The organism is Streptomyces sp. R818 (assembly GCF_056172735.1).
The window spans coordinates 449,119-468,198 of the sequence record NZ_JAOCNE010000002.1 but is presented as its reverse complement, the minus strand read 5'-3'; the positions used below and the strand labels follow the sequence as shown (position 1 = coordinate 468,198).

The window sequence follows — 19,080 nt, the reverse complement described above, 5'->3', positions numbered from 1 at the left end:
GTAGGGAGCGGCGAAGAAATGCAGGCGCTCGGTGACGGAGCCGGGGCTCATATAGGCGTCCAGGACGTGGGTGAGCGGGCCGAGGGTGACACCGAGTTCCTCGGCGGCCTCGCGGCGGACGGCGGCCTCCGCGTCATCCGCGTCGAGCAGCCCCGCGGCCGCTTCGACGAGCATGCCGTCGGGATGGTCGTTGACGTAGGCCGGATAGCGGAATTGCCGGGTGAGCAGGACGCGACCGCGCCCGGTGTCGTAGGGCAGGACGACGGCGCCGTTGCCGCGGTCGTAGGTTTCCCGTGTCTGTGTCTCCCAGCGTCCGTCGCGTCGGCGGTAGTCGTAGGTGGTGCGACGCAGGACGTGCCAGCCGGAGGAGGTCAGTTCGACGTCACGGATGACGACGTCGGGGTTGCGGTCGAGCCCGCGTCCGGCCTGGTCGAGGCCGGTGCGGCCGCGGTGGTCGGGGACGTCGACGCCGGGGCGGACCCGGGTCGTCACGCGGTCTCCCGCTCGGTGAGCCGGGGGATCTCGGCCACGTCGCGGTACACGGGCAGGCCCCGGCGGCGGGCGATGGCCACGTCCTGATCGGCGCCGGTGGACTCGCCCGGCAGACGCAGCACGGCGTCGCAACGAGCCAGCAGACGCGCGGCCGTCGGGTACAGCACCTCGTCCGCGAGGGGATCGGTGGGGCCCGCGCCGGCCGAGTGCAGGACGGGCAGGGCGATCCACTCCCCGATGACGGGGAGGTGGCCCGCGGCGAACACCGGCCACGCCGCCTCCTCGAGACGCGCGAGGTTGGCGGCCATGGCCTCGGGGTCGCCGTTCGTGCCGGAGCGGTAGGGCCCGGCGATGAGGATGAGCAGGGGCTTGCCGGTCACTTCGCCGGCCTTCTTCTCGTTCATGGGGCGCTACCATACATGCAACAACGTGCATTAACGTGCAGGATCGTGCAGAAACAAGAGAGGGTGGTGCGGATGCTGGCCGCTGAACGGCGTGACCATTTGCTGGAGCTGCTGGCCCGGCGAGGCAAGATCGTCAGCAAGGAGGTCGCCGCCGAGCTGCGCATTTCCGAGGATTCCGTGCGGCGAGATCTGCGCGACCTGGCGAGCGAAGGGCTGTGCCAGCGCGTCTACGGCGGGGCGCTCCCGGTCTCACCGGCCGTGGCCGACTACGGCGCCCGCCAGACGGTGGCCCCGGACGGAAAACGCAAGGTCGCAGCGGTCGCCGCCAGTCTGGTGCGGCCCGGGGGCGCCGTCATCCTCGACGGCGGCACCACCGCCCTCGCCGTCGTCCACGCGCTCCCCCGGGACCTGGCCTGCACCGTGATCACGCACAGTCCGCCGATCGCCGCCGCTCTGCTCGACCACCCCGCCGCCGAGGTCTTCATGCTCGGCGGGCGCCTCTTCAAGCACTCGGCCGTCACCTGCGGCGCGGCCGCCGTCGAGGCCGCGCAGAACGTCTCCGCCGACCTGTTCCTCCTCGGCGTGACCGGCGTGCACCCCGAGGCCGGGCTCACCACCGGCGACGCCGAGGACGCCGCGATGAAGCGCGCCCTCGCGGCCCGGGCCGCGGACACGTACGTCCTCGCCTCCTCCGAAAAGATCGGCACGGCGTCCCGGTACCGCGTCCTGCCCTGGGCGGACATCAGCGGCCTGATCACGGACGCGCCCGCCGACGACCCGGTGATCGAACAACTGACGGCGACCGGCGTCGAGACGCTGACGGCCGACTGAGCGCTGCGACGTGGCCCGGGCCGTGGCGCGTGCCGGGCGCAATCCGGGCGGACGATCGCCCGCTCGCTCGTCAGGCGACCTTGGAACGGTCGGCCTGCGACAGATGGCGCTCGAAGTCCATGTGCGGGAACAGGTGGCAGGCCAGGCGGAGTACGCGCAGTGCCTGGGCGTTCGGGTGGGCGACGGTGACGTCGACGCTGCTCGGCGAGGAGTCGAGCAGGCGCAGACCGGCGATGTCGACGAACTGCACGTCACGCAGGTCCCAGACCAGGCGGGTGACGGCGGCCGGAAGGCCGGCCACCCGGTCCCGGAGCTGGTCCAGGGTGTCGAAGTCGATGTTCCCGTGCGGAGTGAGCGTGGCGCGGTCGCCGTTCAGCTCCGTGGTGATGTTCATACTGGCGCCCCCTTCCGGGGGTTGATGAGCCCGAAGACGCTACGGTCCCGGGAACGGGACCGGCGCTGCGGCGGGTGCCGGATGCCCGTGAAGGGGGCAACGTCCGGTTCCCAGCGAGCCGACGCTTTCACATACCGGCTCAATCTCTTGTCCCCCCACCGTCGCACAGTGGACGGGGTGGACGCCAGGACGGTCCTTGTCCAGCCGGATCGGGCGCCGGGCCCGGGTGCCGGATCCGGCTCGGCGATGCGAGGCGCTGCGAGACGATGCGAGGCGCTGCACGCTCGGTTCCCCCTGGTCAGCCAGCCGACGCGCGGCGTCACAACGGGTCTCCTCAGCCCAGCAGTTCCACCATTCGCCGCACGCTGTCGTAGCTGCGGGCCTGTGTGAAATTTCCCTCCCACGGCTCAGCCAGCTCCACGGGCAGCGACGCGTCCGGCCAACAAGCGGCGGCGGAACGGGATCTGCCGAGGGTGAGATGCGGCGTCCAGTTCCCGGGGGCGTGCAGAGGATTGTGGCTCGCGTCGCCGTCGGCGCTCAGCAGCTCCCACACCTGCTGGTGAAGCGCCGTGAGTTCAGCGCCGGGGACAACACGCCAGGCCAGTACCCGGGTCCGTCCGTCGAAGCGGACCACGCCCTCAAGCCGCAAAGGCACGGGAAGCGCGCTCAGGGCCGGGACGAGGGCGCGCCATCCGCCCGGCGGCGGCTCGGCCGTCGTGGTCAGGGTCAGGTGCGGCCGGTTGGTGGGGTGGCGGTGGTTCGCCTGGCTGGGCAGGCCGGACGCGGCGAGCGCGCGCCAGACGCCGGTCACCCGTTGCTCCGTCGCGCCGTCGACCAGCAGTTCCACAGTGTGCACCGCGGCAGCTTAGGGTCCCGCCTCCGGACGACGCCGCAAGGTCCGCCGCCCGGGCGGGTTGGCACCGACCGGCGCTCAGCGGGTCCCGGAGAGATGCGCTGGTCATTGAGGGGCGCCGACGGCGTCATCGCGCTCGGCCTGCGCCGCGGACACCAGGCCTTCCAGCAACTCGACGGCGCGGCGTACGGCGGGGTGCCGCGCCACCGATTCCTTCACCGCGAGGCTGAGATACCGCACCGGGGTCGGGGACACCAGCGCGACCGTCGTCAGCTCCTCCGGCAGTTCGCCGACGCCGAGCGCCGGTACCACCGTCAGCCCGATGCCCGTCGCCACGAAGGACATGGCCGTCCGGTAGTCGTGCGTCTCCACCACGAAGCGCGGGGAGAACCCGGCCTGCGCGCAGGCGTTGAGGAGCACCTGGCGGCAGGTTCCGTCGCGGAGGTCGTTGTCCACCCAGGGCCGGTCGGCGAGGTCCGCCAACGCCACTTCCGGCAGCCCGGCGATCGGGTCGTCGACCCGGACGACGGCGAAGTAGGGGTCCGCGGCGAGCCGGTGCACGCGGACGGCGCCGGGGTGCTCAGCGCCCGACTCCTCCACGAAGATGTCCAGGTCCGGGTCGTCCTGGTGGTACTCGGTGAGCAGCAGGTCCAGCCGGAGTTCCGGGAACTCGGCGCGCAGAGCGGCGACGACGGGCGCCAGCAACGCCGAACCCGCCGAGCTGAAGTAGCCGATCGACAGAGTGCCCACCCGGCCGGCCCGCAGATCACCGACCACTCGTTCGACCCGGCCGAACGCCTCGAACAACGTATCGGCCTCGGCGGCGAGGATCCGTCCGGCCGCCGTGGGCTCGATGCCTCGACCTGAGCGTTCGAACAGCCGCAGTCCGGTCTCCCGTTGCAGCGTGGCGAGTTGCTGGCTCACCGCGGACGGCGTGTAGCCGAGCGCGGCGGCGCTCGCACGGATCGAACTCGTCGCGACGACCGTCCGCAGCACGCGAAGGCGAGAAATGTCCAGCATGCGTCCACCGTACAGCACCATACAGCCACGCTTAACGAACGAACAGAATTCGTCGCTTGTGCTGTACACAGGGAGCGGTCGACGATGGCGAGGTGACCGATCTACGCGAAACAACCAAGCCCGCCGCCCCGGCCGCCCCCACCCCCGCCACCCCTGACCTGAAGCCCTCCACCAGCACGAACGTCGGGAAAACCGCGGCCGCCGCCGGGCTCGCCGTCATGTTGTGGGCCTCCGCGTTCGTCGCCATCCGGGACATCGGGCACGCGCTGTCCCCCGCGCCGCTCGCGCTGCTGCGGCTCGGCGTCGCGGCCGTCACGCTCACAGTGTTCGCGGTGGCTAGACGCGCCGTCCGGGTCCGCGTGTCCCGCAGGGCGTTCCTGCTGATCGCGGCCTATGCCGTGCTGTGGCTCGCCGGCTACACGGTCGCTCTCAACGCGGGCGAACAGCACGTCGACGCCGGGACCGCGGCGTTGCTGGTGAACCTCGCGCCGCTGCTCGTCGCCGTGGCCGCCGGCAAGTTCCTCGGTGAGGCCTTCTCGCGTTCCCTGCTCGTCGGTTCGCTCGTCGCGCTGGCCGGCACCGCGATCATCTCGGCCGGAGCCACCGCGCAGCGGGACTGGGCGGGGGTCCTGCTGTGCCTGCTTGCCGCCGTGCTCTACGCCGCGGGTGTCATGGTCCAGAAGGCCACACTCCGCCACGTCGACGGATTCACCGCGATCTGGCTCGGCTGCGTCGTCGCCACGACCGTTCTGCTGCCCTGGGCACCGCAGTTGGCCGGCGAAGTGCGGGCAGCGCCCACGGGGGCCGTCCTCAGCGCCGTCTACCTGGGCGTCTTCCCCACCGCGATCGGCTTCACGGCCTGGGCGTACGCGCTGCGCCGCATGAGCGCGGGCCGGCTCTCCTCCGTGACCTACGCGGTTCCGGCCGTGTCGGTACTGCTGTCGTGGCTGCTGCTCGCCGAGATCCCGACGGCGTACGGGCTGGTCGGCGGCGCGCTCTGCCTGGCCGGGGTCGCCGTCTCCCGGCGGCGATGAACCGGCCTGCCGAAAAAGAAGAGGAACGGAGGATTCAGCTCGTGATCCTGGGTACCTGGGATCAAGCACAACGCACGTACGAACGTGGGAGGTATCCACCATGGGCAAGCTGGGCGATGTCGCGAACAAGGCCAAGCAGATGGCCAAGGGCCATCCGGACCAGGCCGACAAGGGCGTCGAGAGCGCCGAGCGCGCCATCGACGAACGTACGGGCAACAAGTACGACGCGCAGACCGACAAGGCGGCCGACGCCGCCCGCCGCAGCTACGGCAGCGGCGGCACGACCCAGCACTGAGGTCCCGCGCTCGTGGCGCCCCCGGCTTCCGGCCGGGGGCGCTTCTCGTGCGCCTTCGGCGCGCAAGGGTGTCGCCCGTCAGCCGGTCGAGGCCGTACGGAGCCGCCGCACATCCCGCACGAACGCGTACAGGGCACCGATGAAGATCACGACTCCGGCCGCGATCCAGAGGGCAGACGACGCCCCTGACCGGTACTCACGCACGGCGAAAGTGAGCAGCAGGGAGCCGACGAGGACGCCGAAGGCCGAGACGAGGACGCTGATGCGGTGGGTCACCCGCACATCATCGCCGACGCTCTCGTCCTGCGATGCCGGGCCGAACAGACGGCCGAGCCCATCGCGTTTGGCCAAGGAACCGCGCCGAGGGCCGGAGTACCGTGCCCCTGGGCCGGATGGCGGGCGCAATCGAGCTGGCGTACGACGGGGTGCGTCATCGGCGCGCGGGACGGCCTGTGGGGGCGGTATGGGACTCGCGACGACGGTCCGCGCGGTGAACGACTTGACCGCACGGTGGGCAGACGCGTCAAAGGGCGGGACGGTGTTCTCGGCGGCGGGGGTGTGGCCCCTGCTGGCCCATCTCGCCGACGGTGCCGACGGCGGGGCGCGCTCGGAGCTGGCGGAGGCCATAGGGCTGCCCGCGGAGCAAGCGGCCGGCGCCGCACGGGAGTTGCTGGCCGCGATGGGCACCGTACAGGGGTTGGACGCGGCCCTGGGTCTGTGGACGAAGCGGTCGCTGAAGCTGCGGGAGGAGTGGAAGGCGGCGCTGCCGGCGCACGCTCACGGCGTGCTCACCGGGGACGACGCCACCGACCACCGGACGATGGACGCGTGGGCGGCGGAGCGGACCGGCGGGCTGATCGACCGTTTGCCGGTCGATCTGGAGCCCAGGACGCGGCTGGTGCTGGCGAGCGCGCTGGCCCTGCGCACGGAGTGGCAGACCCCCTTCCGCCACGAGGAGCTGAGGACGGCGTACGGGCCGTGGGCGGGCACGTCCCGCCTGGGTCTGCGGCGCCACACCTTCGCGACGGACGAGGTCGGGGTCGCGGACACCTCCGCCGGGCAGGTCACCGAGCTGAAGGTGCTGGGGAACAACAACCTGGACGTCCATCTGCTGCTCGGCGAAGAACGGACGGAGCCGGGGCGCGTCCTGGGGGCCGGGCTCGACATCCTCTCCGGCCGGTACGCGACCGTGCCGGGGTCGAAGCTGCCCCACGGGCCCGTCGGCCCCGGCCTGCGGGTGGACGAGGTGCGCTGCACGCGGCCCGATCCGCCGTCCCTGGAGGTCACGACCGCGGCGTTCGACATGAGGACGAGCCACGATCTAGGCGACCTGCGCCAGTTGTTCGGCCTCACGACGGCCATGGACACCACCGAGGGGCACTTCCCCGGCATCTGCGACGCACCGCCGCTCGCCGTCGGGTCGGCCAGGCAGAACGTCATGGCGAGGTTCCGTGCGCTGGGCTTCGAGGCCGCCGCGGTGACGGCCATCAGCGCGATCGCCGTGAGCGTGCCTGACCTCCGCTACGTCACCACCCGGATCAGCGCCACCTTCGACCGTCCCTTCGGCTTCCTCGCCCTGCACCGTCAGACGGGGCTGGTACTGGTGGCCGGCTGGGTCACGGACCCGTCGCCCTTCCCCGGATATGGATACGGACACGGATAGGAGTCCGGGTACGGGTCCGGGTCCCGGTCCGGGTCCGGGTCCAGCTCCGGGTCCGGCACGCACGACGAGTCCTGAGCGGGCCTACGACACACACCTCCCGCCCCTACCTGTTGCGCCGCGCGATCTCAGCATTCAGAGCGGTGGCGAAGGTGCACCACATCGCATAGGGAACGAGCGCGACCGCGGAGCCCCGGTCGACCTGCGCGGCTCGCCGCACCAGGTCCCAGGACGAGGCGGCCGTGGCGGCGGTGACGGCCAGGCCCGCGACGGGCGTACGCGCTTTGAAGAACGACCAGCCGAACCCCGAGTTCAGGGCGAGATTGAGTGTCAGCGCCTTCGCCCAGCGGGGGCGCTCCTCGGCGGGGGCACGGCGCAGGGTGCGTCCGCCGCAGACGGCGATGGAGACGTACAGCGGTGTCCACACCGCGCCGAAGGCGGCGGGTGGCGGCTGCCACGGCGGCTTCTTCAAGGAGCGGTACCAGGCGTTGTCCGGATCGATGGCCAGCGAGCCCACCAGCGCCGCAGCCGCCACACCGGCGCTGACCGGTACGTAACTGCGCAGCGCACCCGGCACCGGTCGGCCCGCGGGCCTCGACAAAGCACTCAGTAGTCTCATGCCACACGTGTTCCCCACGCGTGGCACACCACTCGGTCCGCGCGGGCCACGTCGCCCGTCCGACCGCGACCACTGAGAGCCACATGTGTCTTGTCACGTGTGCCTTCCGCTCGGCATCGAGGGCGGCGAGGCTCAGGTCTGCTCACTCGACCCGAGGGTCAACCGCGAGCGCCAGGTCCTGACGTCCGGGCCGGGAACCGGCTCCGCCGGGGCGAGGGCGCACGTTCAGCAAGTTGCCACCCCGCGTACAACCGTTCGTCACCTCGGGCAGTCGAACCCCCGAGCAAGTAACTGCGAACGGGAGTTGGCCTGTGCGTCTTCGTCTTCTCGTCACCGCCACCGCCGCGGCCCTCGCGGCGACCGGCCTGACCCTGCCGGCGGCCGGTGCGGCCGGCGCGGCGCCCGCCCTGCGCGGCGACTTCAACGGTGACCACTACCAGGACCTCGCCGTCGGCGTGCCCGACGCCACCGTGGCAGGCAAGGCGCAGGCAGGCTATGTGAACGTGGTCTGGGGAGGGCCCGGCGGTCTCGGGTCCAAGGGCTCCACGACCGTCAGCCAGAACAGCCCCGGCGTGTCCGGCGCCGCCGAGGCGTACGACCGGTTCGGGGCTGCCGTGGAGAGCGCCGACACCGACGGCGACGGGTACGCGGACCTGCTGGTGGGGGCGCCGGGTGAGGACCTGGCACCGGGGACCACGGACGGTGAGGGCATGGTCAGCGTCGTACGGGGCGGGCCCGGCGGTTTCACGGACGGTTTCTCCGTGGCCAAGGGGACCGGTGAGTTCGACAAGCTCGGGGAGAAGCTCGCCGCGGGCGACTTCGACGGTGACGGCGACCTCGATCTCGCCATCGGTGTCGCCGGTGAGGAGAGCGGCTCCCTCGCCTGGCGTCCGGGCCCGCTCACCGACGCCACCGCGGACACCACCTCGCGCATCGCCGGGCTCGGCATGGGCGGCGGGGTCCGCGCTCTCGCCACCGGCGACTTCGACGGCGACGGTGTCGACAACCTCGCCGTCACCTGGCGCGCCATGGAGAACGCCGGCATCGACGTCTACACGTGGGACGCCGCGGACAAGCCGCTCAAGAGCTTCACCACTCCGGACTACGGTCAGTCCCTCGCCGTCGCCGACCTCGACCGCGACGGGGTCGACGACCTCGCCGTCGGACTGCTGCACTCCAACCCCGACTCCGAGGACGGCCGCTCCAAGTGGTGCGACGACCTCAACGGCGGAGCGGTGCTCACTTTGAACGGGGCCGAGGGCGCGGGTCTCGGCGGCGAGTTCGACTGCATCACCCAGTCCAGCCCGGGCGTCCCCGGCAGCGCGGAGGCGGACGACGACTTCGGCTATTCCGTCGCCGCCGGTGACACCGACGCCGACGGCTACCCCGAGCTGGCCGTCGGCATCGACAGCGAGGCGATCGGCAGCGCGAAGAACGCCGGCATGGTCGTCGTCCTCAAGGGAACCGCCGACGGGCCCGTCACCGGCGGGTACGGCTACCACCAGGGCAGCGCCGACGTCCCCGGCTCCGCTGAGGCGGACGACCGCTTCGGCAGCGCCGTCGCACTCGGGGCCTTCAGCTCAAGCACCCGAGCCGACCTCGTGGTCAGCGCCCCGCAGGAGAACGCCGGCACAGGCGGCGTCTGGTCCTTCCCCCGCGCCCTGGCCCCGAACTCCCGCGCCCTCTCCCCCAACAGCCTCAACCTGACCGGCGCCGCCAAGTACGGCACCGTACTCGCCCGCTGACCCTCACCTCACTCGGTCCCGGCCGCTTCACGCTCGGCCAAGAAGGCGTCGAGCAGCTCGAACAGAACCTTGACCGCCTGCTGATCGTCCTCGGGCGGCAGGTCCCCCATGTTCTCCCAGCCGTCCGGCAGGGCGATGTGGAGGACAACGCCGGGCCAGGCGTGGTTGCACTCGCGTCCACGCCTGGCGACCAGCCAGTCGCGAAAGCCGGTGAGGCCGGGACCGCCGTGCCGCTCAGCGTGTTCGTCATAACCGGCCAGAAACCCGGCCACCGTGTGAAACGAGCTCTTGCCGACGAACAAGCCGGGACGGTCACCCACCCTGGCGAAGTACTCGCGTTCAGTCAGTTCGGAGCGGCGCTTCATGCCCCGAAGCCTGCCCGTCACCGGGCCGGTTGTCCAGGCGATGGCGGCGCCTCCGCGTCGTGCGCGATGGCCGCGCCGAGAACGACGTCCTGGACGACGACCGTCCATCCCTCCCCCGCACACAGATCCGCGACCATGGCGGACGCCCGGTGGCGCAGGCGCAGCTGCGCGCTCGCCTCGGCGGTCGTCCGGGGCGTGAACTCCTCGCGGCCGGACACGATCATCCGTCGGAAACCGTCGCCACGCAGATGCACGGAGCGCAAAACGCCATAGCATCTACAAAAGGGAGCACCATGACCACTCAGCCGGATTCATCACCCGCCCGGGGCGCAGCGATCGTGACCGGTGCCTCCTCGGGCATCGGCGCGGCCTACGCACGACGGCTCGCCGCGAACGGCCACGACCTGGTCCTGGTGGCCCGCCGCGCGGACCGCCTGCGGGCCCTCGCAGCGGAGCTGACAGAAACACATGACGGCGTCCGCGTCGAAACCCTCAGCGCGGACCTGAGCGACACCGGCGACCTGGACCGCGTCATCCGCCGGGCCGCCGAGGACGACATCGACGTACTGGTGAACAACGCCGGCATCAACGGATACGGCCCCTTCGCCGAGACCGACCCCGTCCTCCTGCAGAAGGTGATCGCTGTGAACGTGGTCGCGGTGACCCGGCTCGCCCGCGCGGTCGTCCCAGGCATGCTGGCACGAGGCCGCGGCACAGTGGTCAACGTCGCCTCCACCCTTGCCTTCGCAGGCTCGCTGCCGCCCGGCCCTCTGCCGACACGAGCGGTCTACGGCGGGACCAAGGGCTATGTGGTCACCTTCAGCCGAACCCTCGCCGCGGAGCTTGCCGACTCCCCGCTCCGTATCCAGGTGCTGTGCCCCGGGCTGACCGCGACCGAGTTCCACCTCACCCAGGGTCAGGAATCGGTGAGCGGTGAGCGGGCGCGCGTGCACGACGACGGAGGCATGCCCGTCGAGGACGTGGTGACAGCGTCGCTCCGGGCTCTGGAGACCGGCGAGATCGTATGCGTACCGGGGCTGACCGACGCCGCCGCGGTGGACGACATCACCGCCGCGGAGACCAACCTCCGATCCCGATCCGGCAGCACACTCGCTCCGCGCTACCGGGACCCGGCTTAGCATCGGGGTCCGACTGGGGCGCGCACAGCGACTGCGTAGGTAGGGGGGACTGTCAGGTGTTCGAGGAGTTGGCCAGTGCGGCTCCCGAGATCCGGGATCGGCTCGTCGTCCGCTTCGGGCCTGCTGTGCTCGACTGGTGCGCCGAGCTGCCGGCCCCGGCGGAGACACCTCGCGGGTGTGTCGCTGCGTCCGTCGTGACACCGGCGCATCGGTGCAGCTGAAACTCACGCCGGAGCCCGGGATCGCCCGCGAGGAGGCCGAAGCCCTACGGGCTCGGGAGGGACCTGCGAGCGCCACCTCCCGAGCCGCGGCCCTGCACCTTGCGGCCACCGGGCCCGTAGCTCGTACACGGTGACCGCCGACATGGGGCGACCCGGACTTCGACGCTGCGGACTGGCTACCTGACGGCGTACCGCTGCTCCCGCTCCAGCCAGAGCAGCCGCGCCTCGTGCAACTCCTCCACCGCCCGCACCAGCGCCTGCGGGTCCGCTTCCAGCCGACGAGGTATCGCGGCGCTCAGCGTCAGATGGTGGTAGGTCGCCCGCAGTCCGTAGGGTGCGAAGCAGGTGAGGCAGGTGCGCAGCGCGCTGTGCCGCCGGTGGAGCGGCAGGCCGGTGTCGTGTACGCGTGCCCGGTGGGTGAGGAAGCTGGTCATCGGTCGGACTCCAGGTCCAGTGCTCGGGCCAGCGCTGCGGTGAGAACGTCGGCGTGCGTCAGCACATGTTTCTCGGCCCAGGCCCCGACGAGGCCGAAGAAGTCCCGGAGATCCTGGTGCGCACCGGTGACGAGGTCGCGCAACTGCCGCACCGGCAGATCGGTGACCGGGCTGTCGGCTTCGGCGCCCGGGGCGACGTCACATGACAGACGAACCATGTCACCGACGCGCTCGGCCATGGAGGACGGGTCATGCCCGAAGGAGGCCCACCCGGTGCCGTCGAGCACTTCGAGCTAGTCCCGCCAGGTCTCCAGGCCGTTGCAGCAACCCGGATCGACGAAGACCGTGCCACTGACGTCGTCGGTCACCCGGAACCCGCCGGAGGCGACAAGGTCGGGCGCGGTGAGCAGCCCGTGCAGGAACGCGCCGAGCGGATCGGTCGGGCGCGGCTGGTCCTCCGTGTCCGCCCCGACATTGTTGTCCTCGGCGATCCGCATCACGGCCGTGCCGATCTCAGCCGAAGTCAACTTCCCGTCCAGGACCAGATAGCCGTACGACCTCTGCTCGCACACCGGCCAGAGCGCGAAGTCGTCGGCGGCGAAAACCTCGAGAACGGGTCGCATCTCCAACACACGCAGGACGATGCCGGACGGAGTTCCGCACCACCACAGGTTTTACCCGCGCTTCGGCGTCGGCCCTGATGAACGACAACCCCTCGCGACGAGTGAGTCAGCGTGCGAGGAACGGTGCGGTCACGCTCGCTGTGAGTTCCGCCAGCCGTCCGCGGGCCTGCGCATCGTATGCCTGGGCGTGTGCGGGGCATTCGTCGAACTGGTCGAAGTAGCGGCCGGTGACGGTCGTCAGTGTGGGGTCGGTGATGAGTCGCAGCGTCGGCTCGGCGCCGTCGGCCGGGCTCATGGCCGGAGTGAAACCGCTTTGCCGCACCATGGGTGTGTCCATCAGGTGCGCCGGGTGCAGCGCGTTGACGGTGACCTTGTGCTGTGCGGTCTCGGCCGCGAGGTCGAAGGTCGCCATGATGAGGGCCAACTTACTGCGGCAGTAGGCGCTTACACCGTCGTAGTCGCGCTCCAGCATGACATCGTCGAAGTCGATGGGCGCCTGTCCCGCCGAAGCTACGTTGATCACCCGCGAAGGCGCCGAGGCGGCCAGGAGCGGGAGAAGTCGGCGGGTGAGGACGTACGGCGCCAAGTGGTTGACGGTGAGGCGCAGTTCGTGGCCCTGGCTGCCTGTCTCGCGAATGTTCGGGGAGCTGCCGCCGCCCAGCGCGGCGTTGTTGACCAGGACGTCGAGTCGCGGCTCGGCGGCGAGGACGGCGTCGGCCAGGGCGCGTACTTGTTTTAGGTCGGCGAGGTCAGCCCGGTAGGTACGCACCACGGTGGCCGGGGCCTGCGCCCGTATGTCCGCGGCAACCGCGGCCAGCCTCTCGCGGTCGCGTCCGTGCAGCAGGAGTGTCGCGCCGCGGGCCGCCAGAAGGTGGGCGAGGTGGCGGCCCATCCCCTGGGTGGCGCCTGTCAGGAGGACCGTCTGTCCTCGCATGTCGACCGGGCTCTGCACGCGTTCGACGGCCACCAGCGCGGCCGGTACCGCGCACACGGCGCCGACGGGTGGCCACACGGCGGCGACCGCGGCGGTGAAGGCGACGGCGGCGGCAGTGTGTCCGGAGGGGAAGGAGGAGGAGTCGGGGCGGTCCTCGGCCTCGTCGTGCGGGAACCACTCCTTGGGCGGCCGGTCACGATCGGCCAGCTGCTTGCACACGGCGTTGGACGCCACCTGCGCCACAGCCACGGCGGCAAGGCCCGCGGCGGCAGCCCGGCGGCCACGCCATCCGCCCAGCGAGGCCATCAGCACGGCGGCGCCGCACCACAGCTTGCTCTTCTCCGCCGCTTCCTCCACCGCTGACAGTGTCCGGTGGAGAGCGGGCGGGGCACTGGCGGCCAGCCGCTTGGTCAAGCCGCGATCCGTCTCACGAATCCCTGTCATCACGCCCATGAACTGGGAGTTTCCCGAAGATCACCAGTTATGCGCGCCGTTTCGCGTCCCGGCGTCCGGATTCGGCACCGGATCCGGACTCGGAGCGGATCCTGACCCTGACCCTAACCTTGACCCTGACCCTGACCGGGCTCGGGCAGCCGCGTCGCGGCTCAGGCGGCCCGCTGCGACGGCACTGACCCGGCCCCCGACACCCGCTCGACCCCTTTGTGCGCGCAGGTACGCGCGCTCTCGGTGTAGGGCAGGCGCATCCGGTTCACGAGATGACGCGTCGTGCGCCGGGTGAGACGGCTGCGCCAGGCGATGCCGGGATAGCAGGCGCGCAGATGCGCCACGGCGCGCATGCCCAGACCGCTGTCCTGCAGCGGAGAGGCGACATACATGTCGGTGATGACGCCGCTGGCGCACTCCTCGCACACCTCGTACGTGAGCTGGCCGACGATGCGGCGGGTGTAGACGAGCAGCAGGCTGTCGGCCGTGGCGGCCGGTGCGGGCGAGTGGACGATCTGCACGTCCCGGTAGGCGAGGAGTCGCCGGTGCAGCTTGCCGCGTCGGCGACGCGCCCGGGCGTGCCGGGATGCTGTGCGCCCGGGGAGCGCGCGTGCGAGAGAGGTCGGCGCCGCTGCAAGTGTCTCTAGCATGCGGTGCGACTACCCCCGCGATATGCGCTCAATCGACGCGGTTTCCGGACAGGCCCTCCACCTCGGCCCGCGTGCGCGGCGGTCACCGCCTCGCGGGCGGCTCGGGCCAGGGCCGCGTCGTCGGTCGCGGCGCAGGCCCAGGCGACATGCCCGTCGGGCCGTACGAGTGCGGCCCGCACCCCCGTCCATTCCGCGGGCGGCTCGGCCGGCACGGCGCGGTGACAGGGGCCCTGCACCACCTCGCCTCCCGTCAGATCGAGCAGGACGTGCCGGGCCGGGTGCAGGAGCGCGAAGAGGCTGGTGCCGCCGAGCTGCAGGTTCGGGGACGCGACGGCCGGTCAGCGGATGTCGGCCCTGCGCGAGATAGGCCACCGCGAGGGCGGACAGGCGGCGGGCGAGTTCGAGGGAGAACTAGGGGACGGTCGCGATGCACTGGGCGAGCAGGGTGCGGAGTGCGGTGATCTCCGGTGTGGAGGAGTTCATCAGCGCCGTCTCTGCCCGCGTACTGAGCAGCAGGTCGGCGCCGACCGGGTGGCGTTCCGCGTGATACGTGTCCAGAAGGCCGTCCGGGGCCGTGCCGCGGAGGGTGTCGGCACTGCTCGACGGGTGACGGCCCGTCAGGCCAGCCGGGCGGCGAGCGGTCCGGCGCCCGATGCCGTCCCCATTCAACTCACCTGCCGCGGGTGATGCCGTACCGACAAGTGCGTCGCTCAATGAAGTGCAACTCCCGGAGGGACACCGCCGCCCGCACGAACCCGTGCGGGCGCGAGGAAGGAGAGCAGCACTGTGAGCGGTTCCGTCACTCTCGCCTACGACTATCCACTCTTCGGCGTCTTCTGGACCACGATGTGGTTCTTCCTGTGGATCCTTTGGTTCTTCCTGCTCTTCCGCATCATCGGCGACCTCTTCCGCGACGACACGCTGAACGGCTGGATCAAGGCGGTGTGGATCGTCTTCGTGATCGTGCTGCCGTTCCTCGGCGTCTTCGTCTATGTCCTCGTCCGGGGCCGGGGCATGGGCCACCGCGAGGTCAGCGCCGCGGAGTCCCGTCAGAAGGCCTTCGACGAGTACGTACGCCGGACCGCGGCGACCGACACACCCCCTGCCACCCCGGCCGACCAGCTGACGAAGCTGTCCCGGCTCAGGGAGCAGGGTGACATCTCGGAGGAGGAGTTCCAGCGGGCCAAGAGCAAGGTGCTGCACTGACGCCGGAGGCGCAGAGCGGAGCTTCCGTCCTGGTCAGCGGTGCTTGATGCCCGTCTGGGCGCCGGGGGCGAGGGTCGGACCGGTGACCGGGGTGTCGCCGAGCGCCTCGTCGACGGCCGCGAGGAGGTCGTCCGGCAGGTCCACGCCGGAGGCGGCGGCGTTGGCGTGGACCTGTTCGGGACGGGAGGCTCCGGTGATCGCGGAGGCGACCTCACCGCGGCGCAGGACCCAGGCGAGCGCCAGGGTGGGCAGGGGCATCCCCGCCTCCTCGGCGATCGGGACGAGGCGCTGGACCGCTTCGAGCGTGGCGTCGCTGTAGACCAGGTCCTTGGAGACGGCCATGTCGGCGGAGGCGAACCGGCTGCCCTCCGGGACGGGCTGTCCGGGCTTGTACTTGCCGGTCAGCACGCCCTGGGCGAGGGGTGACCAGACGATCTGCGAGATGCCGTTGTCGGCGCACAGGCCGAAGACCTCGGCCTCGGGGGCCTGCCACAGCATGGAGTACTGCGGCTGGGAGGAGACGAACAGGCCGGGCCCCGCAATGTCGACAGCGGCCCGGATCTGCTCCGGGGTCCACTCGCTGAAGCCGATGTAGCGGGCCTTGCCCTGCTCGACGACCTTTTGGAACGCCTCGACGATCTCCTCGACCGGCACCGTCGGATCGAACCGGTGCGCCTGGTACAGGTCGACGTGGTCGGTCCTCAGGCGGGTGAGGGAGGCGTCGATCTGCTTGGCGATCTGCGCCGCGGACAGTCCCTGGTCGGCCGGGTCGTCGGACATCGGGAAGTACACCTTGGTGGCCAGGACGTAGGAGTCCCGGGGGCGGGCGGAGAGGATCTCGCCCCACGCCGTCTCCGCGGCTCCCTGGCCGTAGACGTTGGCGGTGTCGAAGAAGTTGATGCCGGCGTCGAAGGCCGCTTCGGTGCAGGCCCGGACCTTGTCGGCCTCGATGCCGCCGGAGTAGGTCAGCCAGGACCCGAGCGAGATCTCCGAGACCTGGAGGTCCGAGCTGCCGAGTGTGCGGTGGCGCATGGTGCTGCTCCTTGAAGCGTCGGTGTGCAGGTGTGCCGTTGCCGTGGGGCGACGGTGCGGACGTGTGAGGCCAGCGTCGATGACGCGTCGGCTCAAGTGCGGTATTGACTGGTCGCAAGTGTGGTGCTGACCGGCCCCAGGTGCGGTATTGACCGGTCTGGTGTCGGCCGGGTCGATGACCGTGCCTGGGTGATGAACGATTTCGTCCCGTCGCTACGGTCCAGAGTTGCCTGATCGACGTACGGAAAACTCTTTGACGCGCCCGGCGCCGGTGCCCCATGGTGTGGCCGTCATCGCGGCCGCACGACGAAGGGGTTCTCCATGATCGTGGTGTCCGCCGCCTCCGGCGGCCTGGGCCGGCTGGTCGTCGGCCATCTCCTCGACCGGCGCCCCGCCTCGCAGATCGCCGTCGCGGTACGCACCCCGGAGCGGGTCGCCGATCTCGCCGCCCGCGGCGTCCAGGTGCGCCACGGCGACTACGACGCACCCGGGACACTCGCCACCGCTTTCAAGGGTGCCGACCGCCTGCTGCTGATCTCCTCACCGGAACTCGACCCCGCCCGCCGGATCCAGCAGCACCAGGCCGCCATCGACGCCGCCCGCTCCACCGGCGTAGGCGCTGTGGCCTACACCAGCTTCCTGGACGCCGACACCCGTTCCGACGGTGTCACCGCGGCACACCACGCGACCGAACTGTCCCTGAAGGCCGGCGGCCTGCCGTACACAGTGCTGCGCCACCCCTTCTACAGCGAGGGCTTCCTCTACCCCGCCCTGCACCGTGCGACTGCATCAGGGGAGTTGCAGGACGCGACGGACGGGCGCGGCCTGAACACCGCGTCCCGCGCCGACCTCGCCGAAGCCGCCGCGCGCATCCTCACCGAGGACGATCATGTGGGCCGCGCCTACGACTTCACCGGCACCCTGTGGACCTACCCGCAGCTCGCGCAAGCCCTCACCCGCGTCTGCGGCAGACCCGTCGCCCATCGCGTACGGCAGGAGCGCGCTACGGGCGTCCAGGGCTGGCTGGAGGACCAGATCCGGTCCGGGGCCCTGGAACGGCAGACCGACGACCTGCGACGCGTCCTCCGCCGACCGCCCACACCCCTGGACCGGACCCTCGCCGCCCTCCTCACCGATACGGCCGACGACCGGCCACGGTGAACATGGTGAACATGCGACCCTCGGTCCCCTACATTCGCAGGTGTGACCCCGGAGAATGCGAGGGACTGATCCGAGAGGACCAAGCGCTGAGCTGAAGCACACACAGCTGAAGCACATACCCACACGTGTCGACACCTGTCTGTCCCCTACGTCAGCCCATCGCGGCGGCGCAGAAAGCCCGACTGCCCATGACCCGCACGAGATCGTCCGTCCTGACCGCGCCCGGCATACCGCACCTCCTGCTGCTGGTGCTGCTCTGCTTCGCGGGCTTCGCACTGTTGCTGCCCGTCACGCCGCAATGGGCCCGGCACGGAGGGGCCGACGAGTTCGGCGCCGGGCTCGTCACCGCCACGTTGATGGCCTTCACCGTTCTGGCCCAGTTGCTCGTCAAGTTGGCGCTGCGCAAGCTGGGTTGGTCGCGCACTCTGGCGGTGGGCGCGCTTCTTCTCGGGCTGCCCGCGCCGGTTCAGGCCGTCAGCGACAGCCTGTGGGCCGTCCTGGTCACCACCGCCCTGCGCGGCCTCGGCTTCGGCATCATCACGGTGTGCGGCTCCACCGCCGTCGCGTCGCTCGCCCCGCGCAAGCGCCAGGGGGCGGCCATCGGCCTGTACGGTCTGGCCGTCGCCCTCCCCCAGATGCTGCTCACCCCGGCCGCTCCGGCCCTGACCGCGGCGTTCGCGCTGCCCACGATCATCGCGTGCGGTGCGCTGCCGGTCCTTGCTGTGCCCTTCGCCCGGCCGCTGGGCAGGGCGGTCGACACGCGCGCCGCGGCGCCTGACGCGGACCAGGCGTCCGGTGCGGGTGCCGAGACCGGCTCGGCGTCCTCGGCCACCGTGCTGCGCCGCATCTGGCCGCCGCTCTGCACCCTGCTGCTGGTGACCTCGGCCGGTGGCGCCGTGCTGACGTTCACGCCCCAGTTCGCCGAACGGGCGGCTCTGGCGGCGACGGCCCTCCTCCTCTTCACCGCGACAGCCGCGACGACCCGCTGGGGGTGCGGAGTGCTGGTGGACCGCTTCTCCCCGCGTCCGCTGAGCTGCGCTCTCCTGGTGGCCGCCGGTGCGGGCCTCGCGCTGATCGCCGTCGCCATCGGGTCCGGCGAGCCACGTGTCGCGGTCCTGCTTGCTGGGCTCGTCCTGCTCGGGGCGGCCTATGGCGGGCTGCAGAGCATCACGCTCGTCCAAGCGCTCGGCCAGGCCGGTCCGAAGAACCGGCACACCACCTCGGTCGCCTGGAATATCGGCTACGACACCGGAACCGGCCTCGGCTCCCTCCTGCTCGGCCTCGCCGCACAAGTGGCCACGTTCTCGGCGGGTTTCGCGGCGCTGTCCGGCGCGCTCACCGTCATGGTGGTGCTGACGCTGGCGCTGTCGCCCAGCAACCGCCCGCCGGACGGCACCCCCGAGCGGACCGGGGCCGGGTCCGGGACAGGGACCGGTACCGGAACAGGGACCGAGTCGGGCCATCGCCGCCGCGGACGACGGACCACGACCAACTAGCTTTCCGAGTGGTGGCCCCGACGGCCGG

General features: G+C 71.3%; 25 protein-coding genes and 2 pseudogenes. 9 read left to right on the top strand and 18 right to left on the bottom strand.

The window, feature by feature from the left end; translation table 11 throughout:
• Both N5I75_RS05110 and N5I75_RS05105 read right to left on the bottom strand, forming a co-directional pair.
• A partial coding sequence (locus N5I75_RS05110) for an NUDIX domain-containing protein (RefSeq protein ID WP_476674710.1) occupies positions 1-492 on the bottom strand: 492 nt, incomplete at its 3' end.
• Positions 489-872, bottom strand: a complete 384-nt coding sequence (locus N5I75_RS05105; protein WP_476674772.1) for a DUF4406 domain-containing protein — start codon at positions 870-872, stop codon at positions 489-491. The genes N5I75_RS05105 and N5I75_RS05110, both read right to left, overlap by 4 nt.
• A gap of 96 nt (positions 873-968) precedes the next feature.
• Here N5I75_RS05105 and N5I75_RS05100 point away from each other — a divergent pair, with 96 nt between their 5' ends.
• The gene (locus N5I75_RS05100; RefSeq protein ID WP_476674770.1) at positions 969-1,727 is read left to right on the top strand and encodes a DeoR/GlpR family DNA-binding transcription regulator; all 759 of its coding nucleotides are present in this window, start codon (positions 969-971) and stop codon (positions 1,725-1,727) included.
• Between the two features lie 70 nt (positions 1,728-1,797).
• Here the strand turns inward: N5I75_RS05100 and N5I75_RS05095 are convergent, their stop codons facing one another.
• The 3 genes from N5I75_RS05095 to N5I75_RS05085 all read right to left on the bottom strand — a co-directional run bounded on the left by N5I75_RS05095 (position 1,798) and on the right by N5I75_RS05085 (position 3,994).
• A complete protein-coding gene (locus N5I75_RS05095) occupies positions 1,798-2,121 on the bottom strand; it encodes an STAS domain-containing protein (protein WP_476674708.1) in 324 nt (107 codons plus the stop codon).
• A 334-nt stretch (positions 2,122-2,455) separates the two neighbouring features.
• Positions 2,456-2,977: a 2'-5' RNA ligase family protein gene (locus N5I75_RS05090; protein ID WP_476674706.1), complete on the bottom strand. Its 522-nt coding sequence runs from the start codon at positions 2,975-2,977 to the stop codon at positions 2,456-2,458.
• A gap of 102 nt (positions 2,978-3,079) precedes the next feature.
• A complete protein-coding gene (locus N5I75_RS05085) occupies positions 3,080-3,994 on the bottom strand; it encodes a LysR family transcriptional regulator (protein ID WP_476674704.1) in 915 nt (304 codons plus the stop codon).
• Between the two features lie 92 nt (positions 3,995-4,086).
• On the opposite strand from N5I75_RS05085, the gene N5I75_RS05080 reads away from it, so the two are divergent.
• Together N5I75_RS05080 and N5I75_RS05075 are read left to right on the top strand one after the other, a co-directional pair.
• Positions 4,087-5,028, top strand: a complete 942-nt coding sequence (locus N5I75_RS05080) for a DMT family transporter (protein WP_476674702.1) — start codon at positions 4,087-4,089, stop codon at positions 5,026-5,028.
• 100 nt (positions 5,029-5,128) lie between these two features.
• Positions 5,129-5,323 (top strand): antitoxin, encoded by a 195-nt coding sequence (locus N5I75_RS05075; RefSeq protein ID WP_476674700.1) that lies wholly within the window; start codon positions 5,129-5,131, stop codon positions 5,321-5,323.
• A gap of 78 nt (positions 5,324-5,401) precedes the next feature.
• Here N5I75_RS05075 and N5I75_RS05070 read toward each other — a convergent pair whose 3' ends face one another.
• Positions 5,402-5,599 (bottom strand): hypothetical protein, encoded by a 198-nt coding sequence (locus N5I75_RS05070; protein WP_476674698.1) that lies wholly within the window; start codon positions 5,597-5,599, stop codon positions 5,402-5,404.
• Between the two features lie 214 nt (positions 5,600-5,813).
• On the opposite strand from N5I75_RS05070, the gene N5I75_RS05065 reads away from it, so the two are divergent.
• Positions 5,814-6,986, top strand: a complete 1,173-nt coding sequence (locus N5I75_RS05065) for a serpin family protein (protein WP_476674696.1) — start codon at positions 5,814-5,816, stop codon at positions 6,984-6,986.
• A gap of 103 nt (positions 6,987-7,089) precedes the next feature.
• Here N5I75_RS05065 and N5I75_RS05060 read toward each other — a convergent pair whose 3' ends face one another.
• Positions 7,090-7,602 carry a TspO/MBR family protein gene (locus N5I75_RS05060; protein WP_476674694.1) on the bottom strand — a complete coding sequence of 171 codons (513 nt, stop codon included), beginning with the start codon at positions 7,600-7,602 and terminating at the stop codon, positions 7,090-7,092.
• A gap of 311 nt (positions 7,603-7,913) precedes the next feature.
• On the opposite strand from N5I75_RS05060, the gene N5I75_RS05055 reads away from it, so the two are divergent.
• Positions 7,914-9,347 (top strand): FG-GAP-like repeat-containing protein, encoded by a 1,434-nt coding sequence (locus N5I75_RS05055; protein WP_476674692.1) that lies wholly within the window; start codon positions 7,914-7,916, stop codon positions 9,345-9,347.
• Positions 9,348-9,355: 8 nt separating this feature from the next.
• On the opposite strand, the gene N5I75_RS05050 is transcribed toward N5I75_RS05055, so the two are convergent.
• Together N5I75_RS05050 and N5I75_RS05045 are read right to left on the bottom strand one after the other, a co-directional pair.
• On the bottom strand, positions 9,356-9,712 hold the full coding sequence (locus N5I75_RS05050; RefSeq protein WP_476674690.1) for a hypothetical protein: 357 nt from the start codon (positions 9,710-9,712) through the stop codon (positions 9,356-9,358).
• Between the two features lie 74 nt (positions 9,713-9,786).
• Positions 9,787-9,972, bottom strand: a pseudogene (locus tag N5I75_RS05045) (phosphotransferase); the annotation flags it as partial.
• Between the two features lie 33 nt (positions 9,973-10,005).
• On the opposite strand from N5I75_RS05045, the gene N5I75_RS05040 reads away from it, so the two are divergent.
• Positions 10,006-10,851 carry an SDR family NAD(P)-dependent oxidoreductase gene (locus N5I75_RS05040; RefSeq protein WP_476674688.1) on the top strand — a complete coding sequence of 282 codons (846 nt, stop codon included), beginning with the start codon at positions 10,006-10,008 and terminating at the stop codon, positions 10,849-10,851.
• A gap of 397 nt (positions 10,852-11,248) precedes the next feature.
• Here N5I75_RS05040 and N5I75_RS05035 read toward each other — a convergent pair whose 3' ends face one another.
• The 8 genes and pseudogenes from N5I75_RS05035 to N5I75_RS05000 form a co-directional block, all read right to left on the bottom strand.
• On the bottom strand, positions 11,249-11,506 hold the full coding sequence (locus N5I75_RS05035; RefSeq protein ID WP_476674686.1) for a hypothetical protein: 258 nt from the start codon (positions 11,504-11,506) through the stop codon (positions 11,249-11,251).
• Positions 11,503-11,793 carry a hypothetical protein gene (locus tag N5I75_RS05030; protein WP_476674684.1) on the bottom strand — a complete coding sequence of 97 codons (291 nt, stop codon included), beginning with the start codon at positions 11,791-11,793 and terminating at the stop codon, positions 11,503-11,505. Before N5I75_RS05030 ends, N5I75_RS05035 begins: the two co-directional genes overlap by 4 nt.
• A 6-nt stretch (positions 11,794-11,799) precedes the next feature.
• Positions 11,800-12,138, bottom strand: coding sequence for a hypothetical protein (locus N5I75_RS05025; RefSeq protein ID WP_476674682.1), 339 nt, complete (start codon positions 12,136-12,138; stop codon positions 11,800-11,802).
• A gap of 97 nt (positions 12,139-12,235) precedes the next feature.
• Positions 12,236-13,063 carry an SDR family NAD(P)-dependent oxidoreductase gene (locus N5I75_RS05020; protein WP_476674768.1) on the bottom strand — a complete coding sequence of 276 codons (828 nt, stop codon included), beginning with the start codon at positions 13,061-13,063 and terminating at the stop codon, positions 12,236-12,238.
• A 75-nt stretch (positions 13,064-13,138) separates the two neighbouring features.
• Positions 13,139-13,369, bottom strand: a pseudogene (locus N5I75_RS05015) (phosphatase PAP2 family protein); the annotation flags it as partial.
• Between the two features lie 299 nt (positions 13,370-13,668).
• Positions 13,669-14,157, bottom strand: coding sequence for a hypothetical protein (locus N5I75_RS05010; RefSeq protein ID WP_476674680.1), 489 nt, complete (start codon positions 14,155-14,157; stop codon positions 13,669-13,671).
• A complete protein-coding gene (locus N5I75_RS05005) occupies positions 14,151-14,411 on the bottom strand; it encodes an aromatic-ring hydroxylase C-terminal domain-containing protein (protein WP_476674766.1) in 261 nt (86 codons plus the stop codon). The genes N5I75_RS05010 and N5I75_RS05005 overlap by 7 nt, the downstream gene beginning before the upstream one ends.
• Positions 14,412-14,568: 157 nt before the next feature.
• Entirely contained in the window at positions 14,569-14,871 is a 303-nt protein-coding gene (locus N5I75_RS05000; RefSeq protein ID WP_476674678.1) for a hypothetical protein, read from the bottom strand.
• 72 nt (positions 14,872-14,943) lie between these two features.
• Between N5I75_RS05000 and N5I75_RS04995 the strand changes: the two genes are divergently transcribed.
• On the top strand, positions 14,944-15,363 hold the full coding sequence (locus N5I75_RS04995; RefSeq protein ID WP_476674676.1) for an SHOCT domain-containing protein: 420 nt from the start codon (positions 14,944-14,946) through the stop codon (positions 15,361-15,363).
• A 33-nt stretch (positions 15,364-15,396) separates the two neighbouring features.
• On the opposite strand, the gene N5I75_RS04990 is transcribed toward N5I75_RS04995, so the two are convergent.
• On the bottom strand, positions 15,397-16,395 hold the full coding sequence (locus N5I75_RS04990; protein ID WP_476674674.1) for an aldo/keto reductase family protein: 999 nt from the start codon (positions 16,393-16,395) through the stop codon (positions 15,397-15,399).
• 321 nt (positions 16,396-16,716) lie between these two features.
• Here N5I75_RS04990 and N5I75_RS04985 point away from each other — a divergent pair, with 321 nt between their 5' ends.
• Positions 16,717-17,556: an NAD(P)H-binding protein gene (locus N5I75_RS04985; RefSeq protein WP_476674672.1), complete on the top strand. Its 840-nt coding sequence runs from the start codon at positions 16,717-16,719 to the stop codon at positions 17,554-17,556.
• 188 nt (positions 17,557-17,744) lie between these two features.
• Positions 17,745-19,052: an MFS transporter gene (locus tag N5I75_RS04980; RefSeq protein ID WP_476674671.1), complete on the top strand. Its 1,308-nt coding sequence runs from the start codon at positions 17,745-17,747 to the stop codon at positions 19,050-19,052.
• Positions 19,053-19,080 lie beyond the last annotated feature (28 nt).

Coding starts and splice junctions, on each gene's coding strand:
- N5I75_RS05100 (WP_476674770.1), top strand. CDS start 969: ATGCTGGCCGCTGAACGGCGTGACCATTTGCTGGAGCTGCTGGCCCGG.
- N5I75_RS05095 (WP_476674708.1), bottom strand. CDS start 2,121: ATGAACATCACCACGGAGCTGAACGGCGACCGCGCCACGCTCACTCCG.
- N5I75_RS05085 (WP_476674704.1), bottom strand. CDS start 3,994: ATGCTGGACATTTCTCGCCTTCGCGTGCTGCGGACGGTCGTCGCGACG.
- N5I75_RS05075 (WP_476674700.1), top strand. CDS start 5,129: ATGGGCAAGCTGGGCGATGTCGCGAACAAGGCCAAGCAGATGGCCAAG.
- N5I75_RS05060 (WP_476674694.1), bottom strand. CDS start 7,602: ATGAGACTACTGAGTGCTTTGTCGAGGCCCGCGGGCCGACCGGTGCCG.
- N5I75_RS05050 (WP_476674690.1), bottom strand. CDS start 9,712: ATGAAGCGCCGCTCCGAACTGACTGAACGCGAGTACTTCGCCAGGGTG.
- N5I75_RS05040 (WP_476674688.1), top strand. CDS start 10,006: ATGACCACTCAGCCGGATTCATCACCCGCCCGGGGCGCAGCGATCGTG.
- N5I75_RS05035 (WP_476674686.1), bottom strand. CDS start 11,506: ATGACCAGCTTCCTCACCCACCGGGCACGCGTACACGACACCGGCCTG.
- N5I75_RS05020 (WP_476674768.1), bottom strand. CDS start 13,063: ATGCGAGGACAGACGGTCCTCCTGACAGGCGCCACCCAGGGGATGGGC.
- N5I75_RS05010 (WP_476674680.1), bottom strand. CDS start 14,157: ATGCTAGAGACACTTGCAGCGGCGCCGACCTCTCTCGCACGCGCGCTC.
- N5I75_RS04990 (WP_476674674.1), bottom strand. CDS start 16,395: ATGCGCCACCGCACACTCGGCAGCTCGGACCTCCAGGTCTCGGAGATC.
- N5I75_RS04985 (WP_476674672.1), top strand. CDS start 16,717: ATGATCGTGGTGTCCGCCGCCTCCGGCGGCCTGGGCCGGCTGGTCGTC.
- N5I75_RS04980 (WP_476674671.1), top strand. CDS start 17,745: ATGACCCGCACGAGATCGTCCGTCCTGACCGCGCCCGGCATACCGCAC.